This is a genomic window from Zhengella mangrovi (genome assembly GCF_002727065.1).
In the GTDB taxonomy this organism is placed as follows: domain Bacteria; phylum Pseudomonadota; class Alphaproteobacteria; order Rhizobiales; family Rhizobiaceae; genus Zhengella; species Zhengella mangrovi.
In genome coordinates this window covers 124,027-144,572 of sequence record NZ_PDVP01000006.1, presented here as the reverse complement: position 1 = coordinate 144,572, position 20,546 = coordinate 124,027, and the positions used below count along the sequence as shown (strand labels likewise).

Below are 20,546 nucleotides of genomic sequence, written 5' to 3'. Positions count from 1 at the left end.
TCCGGCCATTGCGCCCCCATCGCCTTTTCGCTCCAATGCCCGGGTGGTTGCGGCAAGGAAAGGCTTCAGGTGATGGACGCGAACGGACTGGCAAGGCGAATCCGGCAGGGGCAGGGCGCGGAAAAGGCGGACCTTGTCCTCAAGGGTGGCCGCTTTTTCGATCTCGTCACCGGTGACCTGGTGCCCGGCGATATCGCCATCTGCGGCGACACCATCGTCGGCACCTGCGCGCATTACGACGGCAAGCGCGAGATCGACATCTCCGGGCGCATCGTCGTCCCGGGTTTCATCGACACGCACCTCCACGTCGAAAGCTCGCTCGTCACGCCCTTCGAGTTCGATCGCTGCGTCCTGCCGCGCGGCGTGACGACGGCCATCTGCGATCCCCACGAGATCGCCAACGTCGCCGGCACGACGGGTATCCGCTATTTCCTCGACTGCGCCGAACGCGTCGCCATGGACCTGCGCGTGCAACTGTCGAGTTGCGTCCCGTCGACCGAGATGGAAACCTCCGGCGCGAGGCTGGAAGCGGCCGATCTCGTGCCCTTCATGGACCACCCGAAGGTCATAGGCCTGGCTGAGTTCATGAACTACCCGGGCGTCCTGGCCTGCGATCCGGCCTGCATGGCCAAGCTGGAGGCCTTTGCCGACCGCCACAAGGATGGCCACGCCCCGCTGGTGCGCGGCTTCGCGCTCAACGGCTATCTCGCCGCAGGCATCCGGACCGACCACGAGACGACGGCCGCAGACGAGGCGATGGAGAAGCTTTCCAAGGGCATGCACGTGCTGATCCGCGAAGGCTCGGTGTCCAAGGACCTCGACGCGCTGATGCCGGTTATCACCGAGCGCAATTCACCCTTCATCGCCCTGTGCACCGACGATCGCAATCCGCTCGATATCGCCGAGCACGGCCACCTCGATTACATGATCCGCCATGCCATCGCCTGCGGCGCGCCGCCGCTGGCCGTCTACCGCGCGGCTTCCATTTCGGCGGCACGTGCCTTTCGCCTGCAGGACCGCGGGCTGGTCGCCCCGGGCTGGCGCGCCGACCTCGTCGTGCTCGACAGCCTGGAAAACTGCCATGCCGGCATGGTGCTTTCGGCCGGCCGGGTGGTCGACGAGGCGCTGTTCGCCGCAAGGGAAACCGTCGAGCCGGTCGCGCGCGCTTCGGTCCGGGCCGGACGCGTCGAGGCGGGCGATCTGGCGCACCGCGCCAACAGCGCCGAAACCCATGTCATCGGCATCGAGCCGGGCAAGATCATCACGCATCACCTGGTCGAGGACATGGTGCCGCAGGCCGGCCTCAAGCGGGCCGATCCGGCCCGTGATCTCGCCAAGATCGCCGTGATCGAGCGGCACGGGCGCAACGGCAATCGCGCTACCGGCTTCGTCAGGGGGTTCGGCCTCGAACGCGGTGCGATCGGCTCCACCGTCTGCCACGATCACCACAACATCGCCGTCGTCGGCACGAGCGACGACGACATGGCACTGGCAGCCAACCGTCTGGGCGAGATCGAGGGCGGTTTCGTCGTCGTGCGCGACGGCACGGTCGTCGCCGAGGTGGCGCTGCCGATTGCCGGCCTGATGAGCCTGAAACCCTTCGAGGCCGTTCGCGACGATCTCGTCGTCCTGCGCGCCGCCGCCCGCGATCTCGGCGTGACGCTGGAGGAGCCGTTCCTGCAACTCGCCTTCCTGGCCTTGCCGGTGATCCCGCATCTCAAGATCACTGACCACGGCATGGTCGACGTCGACCGCTTCGAGGTGATCGGCGCCCCCGGGCGGTGAAGGGCGGCTGTCGCCTTGACCCGGCGCGGCAGCAACCTAGGTTGATCAGCGAACCGGGAGCGAGAAACGATGCGGATCAACGACGACCTGACACGGCCCGTCATCGTCCATGCGGGGCGGCTCGACTGGGTGCCGAGCCCCGCAGCGGGCGTGGACCGGCGCATGCTCTACCGCGTCGGCGGCGAGGTTGCCCGCGCCACGTCGATCGTGCGCTATGCCAGGGGCAGCGCCTTTCCGGCCCATGTCCACAATGGCGGCGAGGAAATCCTCGTGCTGGAAGGCACCTTCCAGGACGAGCACGCCGACTATCCCGCCGGCAGCTATTTCCGCAATCCGCCCGGCACCTCCCACAGCCCGGCCTCGGCGGACGGCTGCACCATCTTCGTCCGTCTCTGGCAGTTCCGTGAGGCCGATGACCTCCAGCTCGTTCGCCAGCCGGGCGAGGGCGATCCGGCGCCGCTGCGCCCCGGTGTCGCCGCCGCCCGCGTCCTTTTCGATGATGGCATCGAGCGCGTGACCCTGGAGGACTGCCGCCCGGATGCGCCGCTGCACCTTTCCACCGGCGAAGGGCTGGAGGTCCTGGTCCTCGCCGGCAGCCTGGACCTGTCCGGGGAACGGTGGCAGGCGCAGAGCTGGGGCCGTTTTCCGGCCGGGATGGACCTTGCCGGAACGGTTGGCGCTTCCGGCGCCACGCTGTGGCTCAAGCAGGCCCCGCTAGCCCTCCCGGGCCTCCTGCCCATGCCGGGTTGACGCACGGGCCGTCTCTGGCCGGCGTTCGGGCTACTGCGGAAACATGTCGAGCGTGACGCTTTGCAGGTGCAGCTTCATGGCATCATGGGCGGCCTGCGCGTTGCGCGCGGCAATGGCCTCGACGATGGCGCCGTGTTCGCGGGTGTATTTCTGCTGGACGGCCCGCGTGATCACCTTGTTCTTGATCCGGAGCCAGGACGGCTTTTCACGGATCGCGGCCAGCACGTCCTGGAGGTTGATCAGGAGCTCGTTGCGGGTTGCGGCGAAGATGCTGCGGTGAAGCACCGCGTCCCAATGCTCGAAGTCATGCAGGGTTGCCGCGTTCAGGGCCTTTTCATGGGCCGCGCGGATGGCCTCGATATCGGCGCCGTTGCCATTGGATACCGCGGCCGCAGCGGCCTGCGGCTCGATGATCTGGCGCACGAGCAGCGTGTCGGTCGGTCCCGCATCCATCAGCCGGCGCAGCAGGACAAACAGGTCGGAACTTCCCTGGCTGGCGGCGACCGCCTGCATGATCCGCGTCATCGACATGGTCCCGGTCCTCGTTCTACTGGCCGAAATAGTTGCGCCGCCGCGACAGCAGGTGGCTCCGCATGGCGCTGGCGGCCCGCTCGCCGTCCCAGTTCGTCAGGGCTTCGACAATGTCGCGGTGTTCGCGGTCGTAGACCAGCCGGCGTTCGGCTGTGAACCATTGCCGGCGGATCTCCATCATCGTCGGCGTGTAGCGGATGATGGTCAGAAGTGCGAAGAAATCGGCCAGGAAGCGGTTGCCCGCCGCGGTGTTGATCAGCCGGTGAAACTCGTTGTCCCAGAATTCGTAGTCGTCGAGGTCCTCGGCCTCCTCGGCCTTCTGCGCCGCGTGGCGGATGGCCTCCAGGTCCGACTCGCAGATGTTGCGGGCCGCCGCCGAGGCCGCGTGCGGTTCGATGAACAGGCGCAGGTTCAGGATGTCCGACGGGCTGGCCTCGAGGAAGCTCTTCAGGATCCGGTCGGTCGTCTCGTCGGGCTTTTCGCGCACATGCGTGCCACGTCCGACCTTCCGCTCCAGCAGGTTTTCAGCTTCGAGCTGCCCGATGGCCTTCCGGATCGTGTTGCGTGCGACGCCGTAATGATCGGCCAGCGTCCGTTCGTCCGGAAGCTGGTCGCCCGGCATCCACTCCGCTGCTGCGATCCGGCTGCGTAGATCGATTTCGATGGAATCCGCTTTTGTTTGTCGCATCTTAGTCATTGATTGAACCAAGAGATAAATGGTGCATTAAAGGAAATGCTGCACTGCACTTGCTGCAAGGCAAAATCCGATAAATTGGTTCAATATTTCCCTCTTGAACGCCTGATAAAACTAGAATAGCCTTGTTTTAACTGTAAACCAATAAAAAAATGGTTCAGTCGGGAGGGTGGATGAAATTCGCTTGTTTCAGTCTCGGTGACGAGCGCCGCGTCGGGATCGTCGATGATGCCGGCACGCAGATCACGCCTCTCGCACTGTCGGTCGATGCCGCCCGCAACGGTCTGGGCGCGCTCGTGGAGGCGGACCTCGGGGCGATCGACCGCCTCTCGCCGGTGCGCCTGGACGAGGTGCGCCTCGAGGCGCCGTTTCCCCGGCCGCGCCGCAACATCTTCTGCGTCGGCAAGAACTATCGCGAGCATGCCAGGGAGTTCTCGTCCAGCGGCTTCGATTCCAGTGCTGCCGCCGGCGAGATCCCGAAGGAGCCGATCGTTTTCTCCAAGGTGCCGGAAACCGTGGTCGCCCATGGCAGCCCGGTCCGCCTCGATCCGTCGGTGACGGCGGCGGTGGACTACGAGGCCGAGCTCGCGGTCATCATCGGCAGGGGCGGGCGCGGCATTCGCGCCGAAGACGCGCTCGACCATGTCTGGGGCTACACGATCGTCAACGACGTCACGGCCAGGGACCTCCAGGGCCGCTACAGCCAGTGGCTTATCGGCAAGTCCCAGGACACCTACTGCCCGATGGGGCCGTTCGCGGTGACCGCCGACGGGATCGATCTCGCCGACACCGCCGTCCGCTGCTACGTGAACGGCGAGCTGCGTCAGGATGCCAACACGCGCGATCTGATCTTCTCGGTCCCGAAGATCATCGAGACCATTTCCGCCGGCGTCACGCTGCTGCCCGGCGACATCATTGCCACTGGAACGCCGGCAGGAGTGGGGATCGGCTTCAAGCCGCCGCGCTATCTCGCGCACGGCGACGTCGTCCGCGTCGAGATCGCGGGCATCGGCACGCTGGAAAACCGCTTCCTGGAGACGGCGGCATGACAACGCTGACCGCGCGCGGCATGCAGGTGGAGCGGGAAGGGGACGGCGATGCCGTGCTCATGATCCACGGCCTCGGCGGGACTTCCAACACCTGGCAGCCGCTGCTGCCGGCCCTGTCGGGAATGGACGTCATCCGGCCCGACCTTCCCGGCGCCGGACGCTCCGCCGTTCCGGACGGTCCGATCGACGTGGCCCTGCTCGTCTCCAGCCTGGCGGCGATGCTGGACGATCTCGCCATCGCCTCGGCCCACGTTGTGGGTCATTCCTTCGGCACGCTGGTGGCACAGCACCTGGGCATGAAGCGCCCCGACCTCGTTCGAAGCCTGCTCCTGTTCGGGCCGATCATCGAACCGGCCGACGCGGCACGCGAACGCCTGCGCGGACGGGCGAAACTGGTGCGCGAAAAAGGCATGGCGGCCGTGGCCGACCAGGTGACGGCCGGTGGCATGGCCACCGGCGCGGCCGAAACCGATGCCGCCGCCTTCGCCTTCGTGCGCGAAAGCCACATGCGCCAGAGTGCGGAAGGATTTGCCCGCTCCTGCGAGGCCCTGGCCGGCGCCCGGCGCGCCGATCCCGCGGCCCTGCGCATGCCGGTGATGATCGTGACGGGCGAGGAGGACGGCGTCTCGCCACCCCAGGCCGCCTGGCAGCTGTCGGAGGATATCGGCGGGGCCCCGGTGCGTATCCTGCCGGCCTGCGGCCATTGGGCCCCGCTGGAGAAACCCGACGAATGCAAGCGCATCGCGACCGCCTTTTTGCGCGAAGGCCTGAATCAGTGACACGGTCCGGGCCGGCCCCGGAGGCAATGAGGAGTGAACCATGGCAGACAGCATGAACGGCAACGGATCGGTTCTCTTCACCAACGTGCGCGTCCTCGACGCGACCGGCGAAATGCCCTTCAGCGGCGATGTCCTGGTGCAGGGCAACCGCATCAAGTCGATCACCCGCGGCTCGTCGCGCTTTTCCTCGTCGGCCGGCTATGGCGGCGCGACGGTGATTGACGGCATGGGCGCCACGCTGATGCCGGGCATGATCGACGCGCACCTGCACCTGTCCTGGAACAACGCGCCGGGCATCGAGCCGATCCAGATGATGGAACTCGAGGAGCACATGCTGGTCACCATGGAGATGGCCAAGCTGGTGCTCGACGCCGGCTTCACGGCCGGACGGGGCGCCGCCGCGGCCAAGCCGCGCCTCGATGTCGTCGCCAAGCGCTTCATCAACGAGGGACGTTTCCCCGGACCGCGCTACCTGGCGGCCGGCCCCGAGATCACCACCGTCGGCGGGCTCGGCGATTCCGCGCCCTCGCACATCCCCCACGAGGGCCTGAACCTCGGCATCGTGGTCTCCGGTCCCGAAGAGGTGCGCCGCGTGGTGCGCACGCTGATCAAGTACGGCGTCGATTCCATCAAGCTGAACCTGTCGGGCGAGGAGATCACCGGCATGGGGGCGGAGGAAACGCCCATGTCGGAGGAAGAGGTGGCCATGGCCGTGCAGGAGGCGAAGTGCCGCAACAAGGTGCTTTCGGCCCATGCGCGCTCGGCCAATTCCGTCAAGCAGTGCGTCCGCCACGGCATTCGCAACATCTACCATGCGTCCTTCTGCGACGAGGAAGCGCTCGACATGCTGGAAGCCGCCAAGGACCGGCATTTCGTGGCGCCCGGCATCGCCTGGCTGATCAACACCGCACGCCATGCCGCCGAGTGGGGCATCAAGCCCGGGTCGGAGCTGACCGAGCTCTACGAACGCGAACTGGCCATGTGCATCGACACGATGAAGAAAATGCACCGCCGCGGCATCCGCATCTGCATCGGCGGCGACTACGGCTTTGCCTGGACCCCGCAGGGCACCAATGCCAGGGACGTGCAGACCTTCGTCGAGATGCTCGGCTTCACGCCGATGGAGGCCATCCAGGCGGCCACCAAGTACGGTGGCCAGATCATGGACATGGAAAACGAGCTTGGCCTGGTCAAGGAAGGCTACCTTGCCGACTTGCTGCTGGTCGACGGCGACCCGCTGGCCGACGTGCGCATCCTGCAGGACAAGACCCGCCTGCTCGCCATCATGAAGGACGGCAAGTTCCACAAGGCGCCGCGCGTCAACGAAGCCCGCCGCAGGCTGATCGCCTGAGGCCGGCATGAGCGACGCGTCGAACACCAACCGCGACGATCTTTTCCGGGGTGCCCGCGCCTCACGCCGCCAGGCGTGGGGCGTCGTCGCCCTGTTGGTGGCGGCCCTTCTCCTGTGGCTGGTCTTCGCCCAGTGGCCCGACTGGCTGGACGCGATCCTGATCTCCAAGAAGGCGTTCCTGAGCGCCATCCTCAACGGCCTGACGCTCGCCGGACTCTATTTCCTCGTCGCCAGCGGCTTCACGCTGGTCTTCGGCCTCATGCGCAACGTCAACCTGGCGCATGGCTCGCTCTACCTGCTGGGCGCCTATGTCGGCTACGAGGTCGCCGACCGCACCGGCTTCTGGCTGCTTGGCGTCGCCGCGGGCTTCGTCATCATGGCCGTCATCGGCCTGGTCATGCAGGTCGTGGTCTTCCGCCGCCTCGAGGGCGATGACCTGCGCCAGACCCTGGTGACCATCGGTATCTCCATCGTCGCCGCCGACCTCATGCTGGCGGTCTGGGGCGGCACGACCTACCAGATCCTGGTGCCCGAGTGGCTCACCGGCGCCATCAAGCTGCCGGTCATCACCGCCTACCGGTCGAATGGCGCGGCCGTCTATCTCGTCTATCCCTATTACCGCCTCGTGGTGCTCGCCATCGCCGTCGTCATCGGCATCGGGCTGTGGCTGATGCTCAACCGAACGCGGATCGGCATGATGATCCGCGCCGGCGTCGATGACCGCGACATGCTGGCCGCCTCGGGCAAGAACGTGCACCTGGTCTTTGCCGCGGTGTTTGCCATTGGCGCGGGCCTCGCCGGGTTCGCCGGCGTGGTCGGCGGTTCCGCCCTGTCCGTCGCGCCGGGCGAGGACGTCCGCTACCTGCTGGCCTCGCTGGTCGTGGTCATCGTCGGCGGCATGGGATCGGTGACCGGCGCGGCCATCGGTGCGCTGATCATCGGCCTCGCCGAGCAGATCGGGCTCGTCTATTTCCCGACCTACGGCGTCGTCATCACCTTCGTCATCATGGTGGTGACGCTCAGCGTGCGCCCGCAGGGCATCATGGGGAAATCGCTATGAGCCTGGTGGAGACGCAGCGCACGGAGAAGCTTCGCGGCAGCGGCTGGCGCGAGCTCGTCACGCCGGCCCATGGCCTGCTCCTGCTCTTCCTGCTGGTCTACCCGGCCATGGCGTCGGACTTTTTCCTCACCCAGATCGGCGGCTATTCGCTGATCCTTGGCATGATCGCCCTGTCGCTGATGCTGCTGGCCGGCTACGGCGGCATGGTCAGCCTGGCGCAGATCACCATCGCGGGCGCTGCCGCCTATGTCATCGCCATCTTCGGCGAGAACAATTCCGGCGTTCACGGCTTCGCCTGGCCGTGGTGGGTCATCACGCCCATGGCCATCCTCTTCGCCTCGGTGCTCTCGGCCGCCTTCGGCTGGGTCGCGGTGCGCACAGAGGGCATCTACACGATCATGATCACGCTGGCGATCGCCACCGCCTGCTTCTATTTCACGCAGCAGAACTACGCCCTGTTCAACGGCTTCCCCGGCTATTCCGGCCTGCGCGCTCCCGAGGTCTTCGGTCTCTACTGGCGCGATCCCGTGCCCTTCTACTACCTGTGCCTGGCCAATGCGGTGGTGGCCTATGCCGCCGTCCTCTATGGCGCCCGGTCGACCTTCGGCCTGACGCTGCAGGCCGTGCGCGACAACCCGCGCCGCATGCGCGCCATCGGCTACAACGTCACCGCGCACAAGGTTTTCGCCTGGTGGCTTTCCGGCCTGATCGCTGGCGCGGCCGGTGTCCTGCTGGCCTGGTTCAACGGCCGCATCTCGCCCGGCTCCATCGCGGTCGGCCCGGCCATCAACATTCTCATCATCGCGATCATCGGTGGTCTGCGCCATCCCGTCGGCCCGTTCATCGGCGCCGTGGTCGTGGTGCTGATCCAGACCTTCGCCATCGATCTCGTCGGTGCCGAACGGTTCAACACGCTGATCGGCCTGTTTTTCCTGGCGGTGGTTTTCCTGTCGCCAGACGGAATTCTCGGACTCTGGGAGCGCGTGAAGCCGCGTCCGGACCGGGATGCATGGGGCCCGGGACCGGAACGGTCCGGGGTCCGGGAGTGAACGGTTTCCATGGGAGGAATGACATGAGCATGACAAGACGGACAATGCTGGCGCTGGCTGTCGCGACCGGACTGACGGCTCCCGCGATCTCGATCGCGCAGGCCGAGAGCATGAAGATCGGCGTGCTGGCCACCTTTGAAGGGGCCTTCACGGTCCTGGGCGAGGACAGCGAACGCGGCGCGCTGACCGCCGTGCAGGAATTCGGCGGCAAGGCCGGTGGAAACGACATCGAGATCATCCGCGGTTCCTCCGACGCCTCTCCCGACAGCGCCGTGCGCGCTGCGCGCAAGCTCGTCGAGCAGGATGGCGTGAAGATCCTCGTCGGCCCGCTCTCCGGCGACGAGGGCATCGCGGTCAAGGAATACGCCAAGACCCAGCCCGACGTGACCTTCCTCAACGGCTCCTCGGCCGCGCAGGACACCACGTTCCGCGATCCGGCGGAAAACTTCTTCCGCTTCTCCACCGACGGTGCGCAGTGGATGGCCGGTCTCGGCACCTACGCCTACAACGACAAGGGCTACAAGACGGTCGCGACCGTGGCGGAAGACTATTCCTTCCCCTACACGCAGGTCTTCGGCTTCATGGCCGAGTTCTGCAAGGCCGGCGGCAAGGTTCCGTCCAAGTCGTGGGTGCCGATCGGCAACAAGGACTATTCCTCGGTCATCGCCGCCATTCCCGATGACGTCGACGCCATTTACGTGGCCCTCGGCGGTGCCGACGCGGTCAACTTCCTCAGCCAGTATCAGCAGGCCGGTGGCCAGGCGCCGCTGATCGGCGGGTCCATCACCGTCGACCAGACGGTGCTGACGGCCAAGGGACGCCTGCACGACATCCTGGTCGGCACGCCGGCGGCCGGCCCGACGGCCGATACCAACGACTCGCCCGAGTGGAAGGCCTTCGTCGAGGCCTACAAGAAGCAGGATGGCGCATTCCCGTCGCCCTCGCTCTTCGCCCACGCCTACTACGTCAACATGAAGGCGGCCCTGCTCGCCCTCGACGAGGTGAAGGGTGACCTGTCGGACGGCGGCAAGAAGTTCCGCGAGGTCCTGTCGAACCTGTCGTTCGAAACGCCGACCGGCAAGGTGTCGCTCGACAAGAACCGCAACGCGATCGCCGACATGTTCCTGACCGAGGTGAGCGAAGCCGCCGATGGCACCCTGCTCAACAAGCTCATCAAGGTTACGCCGCAGGTCAACCAGACGCTCGGCATCGACGAGGCGGACTTCCGCGCGCTCGGCAAGGTCAGCCGCGACAACCCGAGCTGCCCGTGACGGCAGCCTGAAGGAGACCGCGACCATGAACGTCAGCATTGCCGCATCGAGATTGCAGGGAACCGGCGCCAACGCGCTGGAACTCGACAATGTCGGCCGGCATTTTGGCGCCCTGGTCGCGCTCTCCGGCGTTTCCATGAAGATCCGGGCCGGCGAGCGGCGCGCCGTGCTCGGGTCCAATGGCGCGGGCAAGACCACGCTCTTCAACGCGATCACCGGCGATTTCCTGCCGAGCTTCGGCAGGATCCGCTTCTTCGGCGAGGAGATCACCCATCTTCCCGCCCATGAACGCATCCGCCGCGGCCTGCGCCGCACCTACCAGATTTCCCAGCTTTTCACGAACCTCAGCATTCGCGATTCCGTCTACCTGGCCTGCCGTGGCGTGACCAACAACCGCTTTTCGCTGCTGCGGCCGTCGCCCTCGGACGGGGCGATGGCACAGGCCGAATCCATCATTCACGCCGTCCATCTCGACGGCGAGGCCGGCCTGCTCGTCGGCACCCTGTCGCATGGCCAGCAGCGCCAGCTCGAAATCGCTCTGGCGCTTGCCGGCGCGCCGCGCTTCATCCTCTTCGACGAGCCGGCCGCCGGCCTGTCGCCGACCGAGCGGCGCGACCTCATCGCCATTCTCAACGCGCTGCCGGGGCACATCGGCTACATCATCATCGAGCACGATCTCGATGTCGCCCTGCGCGTCTCCGAATACGTCTCGATGATGCACAATGGCAGTCTCTTCAAGGAGGGCACGCCCGAGGAGATCGAGAACGATCCCCAGGTCCAGGAGATCTACCTGGGAGGCGGCCATGGCTGACCGGCGCACCGCCCCGACCCGCAAGGCCGCCCTCGTCGTCGAGGACCTGCACGTCTATTACGGCGAAGCCCATGTCGTGCAGGGCGTGTCGCTGACCCTCGATCACGGCGTCATGAGCGTCGTCGGCCGCAACGGCATGGGCAAGACCACGCTGTGCAACACGATCACCGGCCTCAAGGAGGCGCGTTCGGGCAGCATCCGCGTGCATGGCCGCGAGATCGGCCGGATGGAGCCGCACCAGATCCATCGCGCCGGCATTGCCTACGTGCCGCAGGGACGCCGCGTCTGGCCGAGCCTGACGGTGGACGAGCACCTGCGCCTCGTTGCCTCCCGCGGCGAGGATGCCGCCTGGACGCTGGACCGGGTCTACCAGACCTTTCCGCGGCTCGCCGAACGGCGCAACAACGGCGGCTCGCAGCTCTCCGGCGGCGAGCAGCAGATGCTGGCCATTTCCCGCGCCCTGCTGGCCAATCCGCAGCTTCTGGTGATGGACGAGCCGACGGAGGGCCTGGCGCCGGTCATCGTCGACCAGGTCGAGGCCATGCTGGTCACCCTTGCCGAGGAGGGCGACATGTCCATCCTCGTCATCGAGCAGAACATCGGCGTTGCGACCTCCGTGTCCGATACGGTCGCCATCATGGTCAACGGCCGGATCAGCCGCATCATGGAAGCCAGCGTGCTGGCGGCCGACCGCGACCTGCAGCAGCGCCTTCTGGGTGTCGGCCGCCACGAGGAAGACGCTCCGCCACCCGAAGAAACCCCGCGCGAGGCGGCGAGCGATCTGATCGCCCAGGTCTACACGGTCGAGCGGGAGAAGGGCGCGGCTGCGGGCCGCGACAACTTCCAGACGCTGTCGTCCATGCCCAACCGCTGGGGCCTGCCGGCCAGCAGCCTGCGCGAGGCGGCTGTCGGGAAAAGCCAGCCTGATGATCCCGGCAAGGCGGTCTTCGCCATTCCCTATGCCGAGCGGGTCGGCAAGACGGCCATTGTCGCCGGTACCTTCGATACGAAGGCAAAGGAACTGGGCTTCATCGCCGACGCGCTGAAGAAGGTCGGCATCCGCGTCAAGACGGTCGACCTGTCGACCTCCGGCAAGCCGTCGCGCTGCAATGTCACCCCCATGCAGGTTGCGGCCATGCATCCCGGCGGCACCAATGCCGTTTTCACCGACGATCGCGGACGTTCGGTGTCCGCCATGGCGGAGGCCTTCGCCAGCTGGATGGCGCGGGAGCGCGATATCGGCGGCGTGATTTCCGCCGGCGGGTCCGGCGGCACTTCCATCGCCACGGCGGGCATGCGCGTCCTTCCCGTCGGCATTCCGAAGATCATGGTCTCCACGGTCGCCGCGGGCGATACGCGCCCCTATGTCGGCGCAACCGACATCAACATGTTCCACTCCGTCGCCGACGTGCAGGGCCTCAACCAGATCACAGAGCGGGTGCTGGCCAATGCCGCCCATGCGCTCGCCGGCATGATCGCGCGGCTTCCGGGCGGCGCCGAACAGGTGGCGAAGCGCGCGGCGGCCCGCCCGGCTGTCGGCCTGACCATGTTCGGCGTCACCACGCCCTGCGTCCAGGCGGTGTCGAAGGCGCTAGAACCCGATTTCGACTGCCTCGTCTTCCATGCCACGGGTACCGGCGGGCGGGCCATGGAAGCGCTCGGCCATTCCGGCCTGCTGGCCGGTTTCGTCGATCTCACGACGACCGAGGTCGCCGACATGCTGGTCGGCGGCGTGTTCCCCGCAGACCGGAACCGTTTCGGCGCCGCCATCGAGACCGGCCTGCCCTGGGTCGGCTCGGCCGGCGCGCTGGACATGGTCAATTTCGGTGCGCGCGAGACCGTGCCCGAACGCTTTTCCGGGCGCAACTTCGTCATTCACAACCCGACCGTGACGCTGATGCGCACCACCGCCGAGGAAAACCGCGCTTTCGGCCAGTGGATCGGGGAGCGCATGAACCAGATGGAAGGCCCGGCGATCTTCCTCATCCCCGAAGGCGGCGTCTCGGTGCTCGACAAGCCGGGCGGCCCCTTCCACGACCCGGCCGCCGACAAGGCACTCTTCGACGCGCTCGAGGGCACCGTGCGCCAGACCGCGCGCCGCAGGATCGTGCGCGTCAACGCGAATATCAATGACGAGGCGTTCTCCTCCGCCGTGGTGAGCGCCTTCCTTTCGGTCTGCAACCCCTTGAGGAGGACAGCGTAGTGGCCAGGTTCGAACGCAAGGCAATCCTTGAACGGCTCCACCAGATGAAACGCGACCGCGTGCCGATCATCGGCGGCGGCGCCGGCACCGGGCTCTCGGCCAAGTGCGAGGAGCAGGGCGGGATCGACCTGATCGTGATCTACAATTCCGGCCGCTACCGCATGGCCGGGCGCGGTTCTCTGTCCGGCCTGCTGGCCTATGGCAATGCCAACGAGATCGTCATGGAAATGGCGAACGAGATCCTGCCCGTCGTCCGCAAGACGCCCGTGCTCGCCGGCGTGAATGGAACCGATCCCTTCTGCAACTTCGATCACTTCCTGCGCCAGGTGAAGGATGTCGGCTTTGCCGGCGTCCAGAACTTTCCCACCGTCGGCCTCATCGACGGAACCTTCCGGGCGAACCTGGAGGAAACCGGCATGTCCTATGGCCTGGAAGTGGACATGATCCGCCTTGCCAACAGCCTGGACCTGCTGACGACGCCTTACGTCTTCAACGAGGAAGAGGCCGCGGCAATGACTAGCGCCGGCGCCGACATCGTCGTTTGCCACCTCGGCCTGACCACGGGCGGCTCGATCGGTGCCGAAACGGCGCTGAAGCTGGAGGACTGCCCGGCTCTCGTCGACAGTTGGGCCGAGGCGGCGTTGAAGGTCAACAAGGACGTGCTGGTGCTGGTGCACGGCGGGCCGGTCTCCTCGCCGGAGGATGCCAGCTACGTGCTGAACCGCACGCGGAACTGTCACGGATTCTACGGCGCGTCGTCGATGGAGCGGCTTCCGACGGAAGTGGCCCTGACCGAGCAGACGCGGAAATTCAAGGCGGTGACCTTCTGAGGCCAAAGGCCTCGGTCACCCATGTGTTGAGGGAGGACAACAATGTCTGGCGAAGTCTTGGGAGCGGCACTGCTCTGGCTGATCCTGGCCGTCATCGCGATCGTGATCGCGGTCTACATCCTGCGCTGGCTGTACCGCCGGTCGACCAAGGACATCGCCTTCGTGCGAACTGGCTTTCTCGGCGAGAAGGTCGTGGTCAACGGCGGTGCGCTGGTCATCCCCGTGCTGCACGAGATCACGCCCGTCAACATGAACGTCATGCGCATCGACCTGAAGCGCGAGCACGAGCAGGCGCTGATCACGCGCAACCGGATGCGGGTCGATATCGAGGCGGAGTTCTTCGTCCGCGTCGGCGCGTCGAAGGACGCCGTCTCGGCCGCCGCCCAGACGCTGGGCCGCCGGACCATGCAGGACGACGGTCTGCGCAGCCTGCTGGAAGGCAAGTTCGCCTCCGCCATCCGCACGGTCGCCGCGCGCATGTCGCTGGAGGAAATGCATGAGCAGCGCGGCGATTTCGCCAATGCCGTGCGCGATCTCGCCGCCGAATCGCTGGCCGGCAACGGTCTCGAGCTGGAATCGGTCGCCGTGGTCGACCTCGACCAGACCGGCCTTGAATACTTCGATCCGTCCAACGCCTTCGATGCCGAGGGTCTGACCCAGATCACGGAATCCATCGAGGCGCGGCGCAAGATGCGCAACGAGATCGAGCAGCGCACGCTGGTCGAGATCCGCAACCAGAACCTGACCGCCCAGAAGCAGGTCTACGAGATCGACCGCGACCAGGAATATGCGCGCCTGCAGCAGGAACGCGAACTGGAGATCCGCCGTGCCGAGCAGCGCGCCGAGCTGGCGCGTGAACGCGCCCAGCGCGAGCAGGAATCGGAACAGGCGCAACTGACCGCCCGCGAGGCGGTGGAGAAGGCGCGCCTTGCCCAGGAACGTGCCGTCACCGAGGAGCGCATCAAGTCGGAGGAAGACACCCAGCGCCGCGAGATCGCCCGCCGCCGCGCCATCGAGGAGGTGGAACTCAAGGCCCGCGAACAGACCGAGCGCGAGCAGATCGCCCTGGAACTGGAAATCGAGAAGGCCCGCATCCAGCGCGAACTGGAGGCCCGCCAGATGGAGATCGCCCGCGAGAAGGCCATCGAGATCCACGCGCTGGAGCGCCAGGTCGCCATCGCCGAGAAGGCCATCGACCTTGCCACGGCACAGGCCGAGAAACAGCGCAACGAGATCGTCCAGGCCCAGCTCACCGAGGCCGAGCGCATCGCCCAGGACAAGGCGCTGGATGCCGTCCGCATCGAACGCGAGAAGACGCTCGACGCGCTGCAGCTGGCCAAGCGCCAGGCGTTCGAGGAAGCCGAGATCGCCATGCAGGAAGAGGTCGAGCGCGCCCGCCTCGCCACGCAGCGCGCCGTGGCGGAGGCCCGGATTCTCAACGAGCGCGAGATCCGCACCGCGGGCATCGAGCGCGACCGCATGGTCGAGATGGCGGAAGTCGACAAGGTCATCGAACTGGCCAAGAAGTCGCAGGAGCGCTCGGCCGCGACGGCTGCTGCTGCTGCGGTCCGCGCCAAGGCCGTGCAGGCCGAGGAGCAGGCGCTCACCGCCCGCGAGAAGGAGGTGGCCGAACGGCGCAAGCTGACCGACATCATCTCCGCGCAGCGGGAATCGGAAGCCGAGGCGCTGCGCGTCACCGCCAGGGCCGATGCCGAGATGAAGGCCGCCAAGAGCCTGGCGGAGGCCCAGAAGATAGCCGCGCTGGCCAATGCGGAAGCCGAGAAGATCGCCGCCATGGCCGCCTCCGAGCGCTACAAGGTCGATGCCGAGGGCGCACGCGCGCTCAACGAGTCGGAAAACGCCCTGTCCGAGCCGGCGCGCCAGGCCCGCATCCGCGAGAAGCTGCTGGAACGCCTCGAAGGCATCGTGCGCGAAAGCGTGCGTCCGATGGAGAAGATCGACGGCATCAAGATCCTCCACGTCGATGGCATGCATGGCGGCGGCGAGGGAGGCCGGAAGAACGTCACCGACGAGGTGATCGACTCCGCCCTGCGGTACCGGGTGCAGGCACCGATGATCGACAACCTGATGAAGGAGATCGGCATCGAGGGCGGTTCCATGGGCCGCATGACCGACGTCCTGCGCGATGCCAAGGACATGACCAGCCTGGTCAGCAAGGCGGAGGGCCGGAAGGCCGGCAAGGATGCCGGTTCTGCGTCCGACGACGATGACCGCGACCGCGACCGGTAGGAGACCTGACATGCCTCATGTCTATGTCTCCACCGTGATCGAGGCGCCTGCGGCCGCCGTCTGGAACCGCGTCCGCGATTTCAACGGTCTCCCGAACTGGACGCCCTTTGTCGCCGACAGCCGCATCGAACAGATGCAGCCCTCCGACAAGGTCGGCTGCATCCGCAACTTCACCCTGAAGGATGGCGGCCGGATCCGCGAGCAGCTGCTGGCCCTGTCCGATTACGACATGAGCTGCACCTACTCGATCCTGGAAAGCCCGATGGGCGTCGAGAACTACGTCGCGCGCCTATCGGTCACGCCGGTGACCGATGGCAACATGGCCTTTGCCGAGTGGACCGCCGATTTCGATTGCGCGCCCGGCCGGGAAGCCGAGCTGGAACAGCAGATCGGCAACGGCGTGTTCCAGGCCGCCTTCGCCAGCCTGAAACGGCAGATGGCCGGACGGCAGTCTTGAGGGCATAGGGGGCAGCGATGGTCAGGGTCTGCCAGACGGCTGTGATCGATGCGCCCGTCGACGAGGTGTGGCGCATCCTGCGCGACTTCAACAGCCATCATGCCTGGCACCCGGCCATCGCCACCAGCCGCATCGAGGACGGTCATCCCGCCGACCAGGTCGGCGCCGTGCGGGCCTTCACGCTGGCCGATGGCGGCTTCCTGCGCGAGCAGTTGATCTCGCTGGATGACCGCGCGCGCACCTTCTCCTACTGCCTGCTGGAAGCCCCGCTGCCGCTGTTCGGCTATGTCGCCACCGTGACGCTCAGGCCGGTGACGGATACGGGCCAGACCTTCTGGAAGTGGGAATCCCGCTTCCGTACGCCCCCGGCACGGGAGACCGAATTGCGCGATCTCGTCGCGAACGGGATCTACCTCGCGGGAATGCGGGCACTGGAAACATGGCTGCGGCAGGGACGGCCAACGCCGACCCGGCCGAACGGCGGCATGGCGGTCGAGCGAAGCCACGAGCGGACCGCGCCCTGGACGCCGCCGCGCGAAACACCTGTCACGCCGCGGGCGGCATCGGAACGCGCCATCGTCATGGAGCGCCACGGCGGTCCGGACGTGCTGCAGGTGCGCCCGCTGGACCCGGTGCAGCCCGGACCGGGCGAAGTGCAGATCCGGCAATCCTTCATCGGCGTCAATTTCATCGATATCTACTGCCGGACCGGCTATTTCGATCTCGTCCGTCCGCCCGGCGTGCCCGGCATGGAAGCGTCCGGCACCGTGACGGCCGTCGGCGAGGGGGTGGACCACCTTTCGCCCGGCGACCGCGTCGCCTATGCCTGCGGACCCACCGGCGCCTATGCCAGCATCCGCACCATGGCGGCAGACCTCGTCGTCCGCCTGCCTGCCTCGCTTCCCGACGCCATCGCCGCGGCGGGCCTCCTGAAAGGCGTCACGGCCGGTTTCCTGCTCCACGACGTGCACGTCGCGCGGGCCGGGGAGATCGCTGTGGTTCATGCCGCCGCCGGCGGGGTCGGCTCCCTGCTGGTCCAGTGGGCAAGCGCGCTGGGCCTGCGCGTCATCGCCACGGTGTCGACCCACGAGAAGGCCGCGCGCGCCAGGGCGATGGGAGCGGACGAGGTGATCGTCGGCCGCGGCGGCGGCTTTGTCGACGCGGTGATGGAGATCACGCAGGATCACGGTGCCGACGTCATCTTCGACGCCATCGGGCGGGACAGTTTCGATGCCTCGATCGCCGCGCTCGCCCTGCGCGGCCATCTCGTCAGCTTCGGCCAGGCCTCCGGCGATATCGGGCCAAGGGAGATCGGTCCGCTGGCGTCGAAGTCGGTGACCCTGTCGCGTCCGAACTATGGCCACTACACCGGAACCCGTGCCGAGATGGCCCGGCAGGCCGAACGGCTGTTCCGTGCCCTGGACGCCGGTCACCTCGTCGTCGATCCGCCTACCGTGTTTGCCCTCGACCAGGCAGCCGATGCGCACCGGGAGCTGGAAGCCGGCCGGACAACCGGGTCGCTCGTCCTCAGGGTCTGAAACCCCGGCAACGCTCCCCCGCCACAAAGCGATGGACAAGGCGCGAAAAGCGACGCAGAGATTCATCTTCCGGGCAACGGTGGATGGTCGTGACGAATGACAGACGGTGGAAACCCTGCCAGTGACCAGGACGGCAGCGCGCCTTCGAACCGATCGGCGCACGATCTCCTGCCCTCGGACCTCGTTGCGCTCGCCCAGGGCGGCGTCAGCGTGGTCATCGGCTGCTGCGACCGGCACGGCAATCCGCTGTCCGGCATCGGGCTCGGCGCGCGGATCGATCCGGCCGGCTGCATCCGCGTCTTCGCCAAGAGGGCGACCAACGCGCCCTTGCTCGCCGCCATCGCCGAGGGGGCCAGAGTGGCGGTCACCTTCAGCCGCGCCATCGATCACGCCTCTTTCCAGGTCAAGGCGCACGGGGCCGGGGTGCGCGACGCCGATCCCGGCGATCACCCCGAGATCCTGCGCCAGTGCATGGTCTTTCGCGATGAACTGATCGAGATCGGCCTGCCGCCGCAGGTCGCCAACAGCTGGGTCAATGCCGACATGGCCGATGTCGTGGCGATCTCCTTCCGGCCTTGCCAGGCCTTCATGCAGACGCCGGGACCGGGCGCCGGCGCACCGGTGTCCGTACCATGACCGCGGTCGATCTCAAGCCGCTGCGCCGCTCGATGGAGGGGATCGTCGCATCCGTGCTGACCACCTGCGACGGCGACGGCATGCCCAACGTGTCGATGATCTCGCAGGTTCACTTCGTCGACAGCGGCCACGTTGCGCTCAGCTACCAGTTCTTCAACAAGACGCGCCGCAACGTCCTGGCAACCCGCAAGGCGTCGGTGATGATCACCGATCCGGTGACGCTGGTCACCCATCGCCTGGCGCTCGAGTTCCTCGAGACCCGCAGCCAGGGCGCGGTCTTCGAAACCATGAAGGCCAAGCTGGCAGGCATCGCGTCGCATCACGGCATGGATGGTGTCTTCCGCCTGCTCGGCGCCGATATCTACCGGGTCTTTTCCGTTGAGGAGGTGCCGTGCTGGCAATTGCTGCCCGGGCCGCCGGAGCACCAGTTGCTGGCCGATCTGCGCGCCTGCCAGGCCGGGCTTGACCGGTGCGACGACCTGGAAGACCTGCTGGACACGGCGCTCGCCGGCCTCGAGCAGCATTTCGCCATCCGTTATGCCATGGTACTGATGGCCGAAGGCGGGACGGAGCGCCTCTATACCGTTGCCTCCCGCGGCTATGCCAGTTCCGGCGTCGGCTCGGAAGTGGCGTTCGGCGAGGGCGTCATCGGCGTCGCAGCCCGCGAGAAGGCGCCGATCCGCATCGGCCACATGACCATGGAATACCGCTACGGCGCCGCCATGGTGCATACCGCGCGGCGCGCCGGCATCCTGAGCGGCGTGCCGACGGAAATCCCGTTCCCGGGGCTGAAAAGCCCGCGCAGCCAGATCGCCCTGCCGATCCTCCTGAAGGATGACCTGCTCGGCATCCTGTTTGCCGAGGCCGAGGAGACCATGCGCTTCGGCTACGACGAGGAGGATGCCCTGCTGCTGCTTGCCGGGCATCTCGGCCTCCTGATCGGCGCACTGAAGGACGAGGCCGCCGTGGCGGAAGTCGAGGCCGTGTCTGGACCGGCGGCCGGCGAGAACTCGGTCGCCGTGCGGTTTCACGCGCCCGACCAGAGCATTTTCATCGGTCACGATTACCTCATCAAGGGGGTCGCGGGCGCCATCCTCTGGCGCCTGCTCGGCGAGTTCAAGGAAACCGGCCGGACGGAATTCACCACCCGCGAACTGCGCATCGACCCGACGCTGCGCCTGCCGGAATTCGCCGAGAACCTCGACGCGCGCCTCATCCTGCTGCGCAAGCGGCTGGAGGAGCGCCAGGCCTGCCTGCGGATCGAGAAGAGCGGTCGCGGCCGCTTCCGTCTCGTCACGCAGTGCAGCCTGAAGCTGGAAAACCTCAGCGCCGCCGGCACGCTTTCCGCCGGATAGCAATCTTTTAGCATTTCACGATGGATCTCTTAGCAGGCGTCCGTCGCCGGCCGGCTGTATCTCTCCGGCCATGCATCGGGCCGGCCTTCTGGCAGGGGTCCTGATGCCGGTGCCGCGGCGAAAGCAATGCGGCATCTCCCTGAAAAC

Annotated in this window: 18 protein-coding genes; 16 read left to right on the top strand and 2 right to left on the bottom strand. The window is 66.9% G+C overall.

Annotated features, from left to right (window positions below; translation table 11 throughout):
- Window positions 1–72 precede the first annotated feature (72 nt).
- Both ade and CSC94_RS12180 read left to right on the top strand, forming a co-directional pair.
- Window positions 73–1,785 (top strand): adenine deaminase, encoded by a 1,713-nt coding sequence (gene ade / locus CSC94_RS12185; RefSeq protein ID WP_099306619.1) that lies wholly within the window; start codon window positions 73–75, stop codon window positions 1,783–1,785.
- A gap of 69 nt (window positions 1,786–1,854) precedes the next feature.
- Window positions 1,855–2,535, top strand: coding sequence for a cupin domain-containing protein (locus tag CSC94_RS12180; protein ID WP_099306618.1), 681 nt, complete (start codon window positions 1,855–1,857; stop codon window positions 2,533–2,535).
- Window positions 2,536–2,565: 30 nt separating this feature from the next.
- Here CSC94_RS12180 and CSC94_RS12175 read toward each other — a convergent pair whose 3' ends face one another.
- Entirely contained in the window at window positions 2,566–3,066 is a 501-nt protein-coding gene (locus CSC94_RS12175) for a FadR/GntR family transcriptional regulator (RefSeq protein WP_099306617.1), read from the bottom strand.
- A 16-nt stretch (window positions 3,067–3,082) separates the two neighbouring features.
- Window positions 3,083–3,754, bottom strand: coding sequence for a FadR/GntR family transcriptional regulator (locus CSC94_RS12170; protein ID WP_165784417.1), 672 nt, complete (start codon window positions 3,752–3,754; stop codon window positions 3,083–3,085).
- Window positions 3,755–3,933: 179 nt separating this feature from the next.
- Between CSC94_RS12170 and CSC94_RS12165 the strand changes: the two genes are divergently transcribed.
- From CSC94_RS12165 to CSC94_RS12100, 14 genes are all read left to right on the top strand, one after another.
- Window positions 3,934–4,809, top strand: coding sequence for a fumarylacetoacetate hydrolase family protein (locus CSC94_RS12165; protein WP_099306615.1), 876 nt, complete (start codon window positions 3,934–3,936; stop codon window positions 4,807–4,809).
- Window positions 4,806–5,588, top strand: coding sequence for an alpha/beta fold hydrolase (locus CSC94_RS12160; protein ID WP_099306614.1), 783 nt, complete (start codon window positions 4,806–4,808; stop codon window positions 5,586–5,588). Before CSC94_RS12165 ends, CSC94_RS12160 begins: the two co-directional genes overlap by 4 nt.
- A 40-nt stretch (window positions 5,589–5,628) precedes the next feature.
- Window positions 5,629–6,939: a metal-dependent hydrolase family protein gene (locus CSC94_RS12155; protein ID WP_099306613.1), complete on the top strand. Its 1,311-nt coding sequence runs from the start codon at window positions 5,629–5,631 to the stop codon at window positions 6,937–6,939.
- 7 nt (window positions 6,940–6,946) lie between these two features.
- Window positions 6,947–7,999, top strand: a complete 1,053-nt coding sequence (locus tag CSC94_RS12150; RefSeq protein ID WP_099306612.1) for a branched-chain amino acid ABC transporter permease — start codon at window positions 6,947–6,949, stop codon at window positions 7,997–7,999.
- Complete coding sequence (locus tag CSC94_RS12145; protein WP_099306611.1) at window positions 7,996–9,048, top strand: branched-chain amino acid ABC transporter permease; 1,053 nt, start codon at window positions 7,996–7,998, stop codon at window positions 9,046–9,048. Before CSC94_RS12150 ends, CSC94_RS12145 begins: the two co-directional genes overlap by 4 nt.
- A 23-nt stretch (window positions 9,049–9,071) precedes the next feature.
- Complete coding sequence (locus tag CSC94_RS12140; protein ID WP_099306610.1) at window positions 9,072–10,319, top strand: ABC transporter substrate-binding protein; 1,248 nt, start codon at window positions 9,072–9,074, stop codon at window positions 10,317–10,319.
- Window positions 10,320–10,344: 25 nt separating this feature from the next.
- Window positions 10,345–11,130 (top strand): ABC transporter ATP-binding protein, encoded by a 786-nt coding sequence (locus CSC94_RS12135; protein WP_099306609.1) that lies wholly within the window; start codon window positions 10,345–10,347, stop codon window positions 11,128–11,130.
- Complete coding sequence (locus CSC94_RS12130) at window positions 11,123–13,333, top strand: ABC transporter permease (RefSeq protein ID WP_099306608.1); 2,211 nt, start codon at window positions 11,123–11,125, stop codon at window positions 13,331–13,333. Before CSC94_RS12135 ends, CSC94_RS12130 begins: the two co-directional genes overlap by 8 nt.
- A complete protein-coding gene (locus CSC94_RS12125; protein WP_099306607.1) occupies window positions 13,333–14,163 on the top strand; it encodes a phosphoenolpyruvate hydrolase family protein in 831 nt (276 codons plus the stop codon). Before CSC94_RS12130 ends, CSC94_RS12125 begins: the two co-directional genes overlap by 1 nt.
- A gap of 42 nt (window positions 14,164–14,205) precedes the next feature.
- Entirely contained in the window at window positions 14,206–16,413 is a 2,208-nt protein-coding gene (locus CSC94_RS12120; protein WP_099306606.1) for a flotillin family protein, read from the top strand.
- Between the two features lie 10 nt (window positions 16,414–16,423).
- Complete coding sequence (locus tag CSC94_RS12115) at window positions 16,424–16,870, top strand: SRPBCC family protein (RefSeq protein ID WP_099306605.1); 447 nt, start codon at window positions 16,424–16,426, stop codon at window positions 16,868–16,870.
- Window positions 16,871–16,887: 17 nt separating this feature from the next.
- Entirely contained in the window at window positions 16,888–18,408 is a 1,521-nt protein-coding gene (locus CSC94_RS12110) for a zinc-binding dehydrogenase (protein ID WP_099306604.1), read from the top strand.
- 96 nt (window positions 18,409–18,504) lie between these two features.
- A complete protein-coding gene (locus CSC94_RS12105) occupies window positions 18,505–19,044 on the top strand; it encodes a hypothetical protein (RefSeq protein WP_099306603.1) in 540 nt (179 codons plus the stop codon).
- Window positions 19,041–20,399 (top strand): GAF domain-containing protein, encoded by a 1,359-nt coding sequence (locus CSC94_RS12100; RefSeq protein ID WP_099306602.1) that lies wholly within the window; start codon window positions 19,041–19,043, stop codon window positions 20,397–20,399. The genes CSC94_RS12105 and CSC94_RS12100 overlap by 4 nt, the downstream gene beginning before the upstream one ends.
- Window positions 20,400–20,546 lie beyond the last annotated feature (147 nt).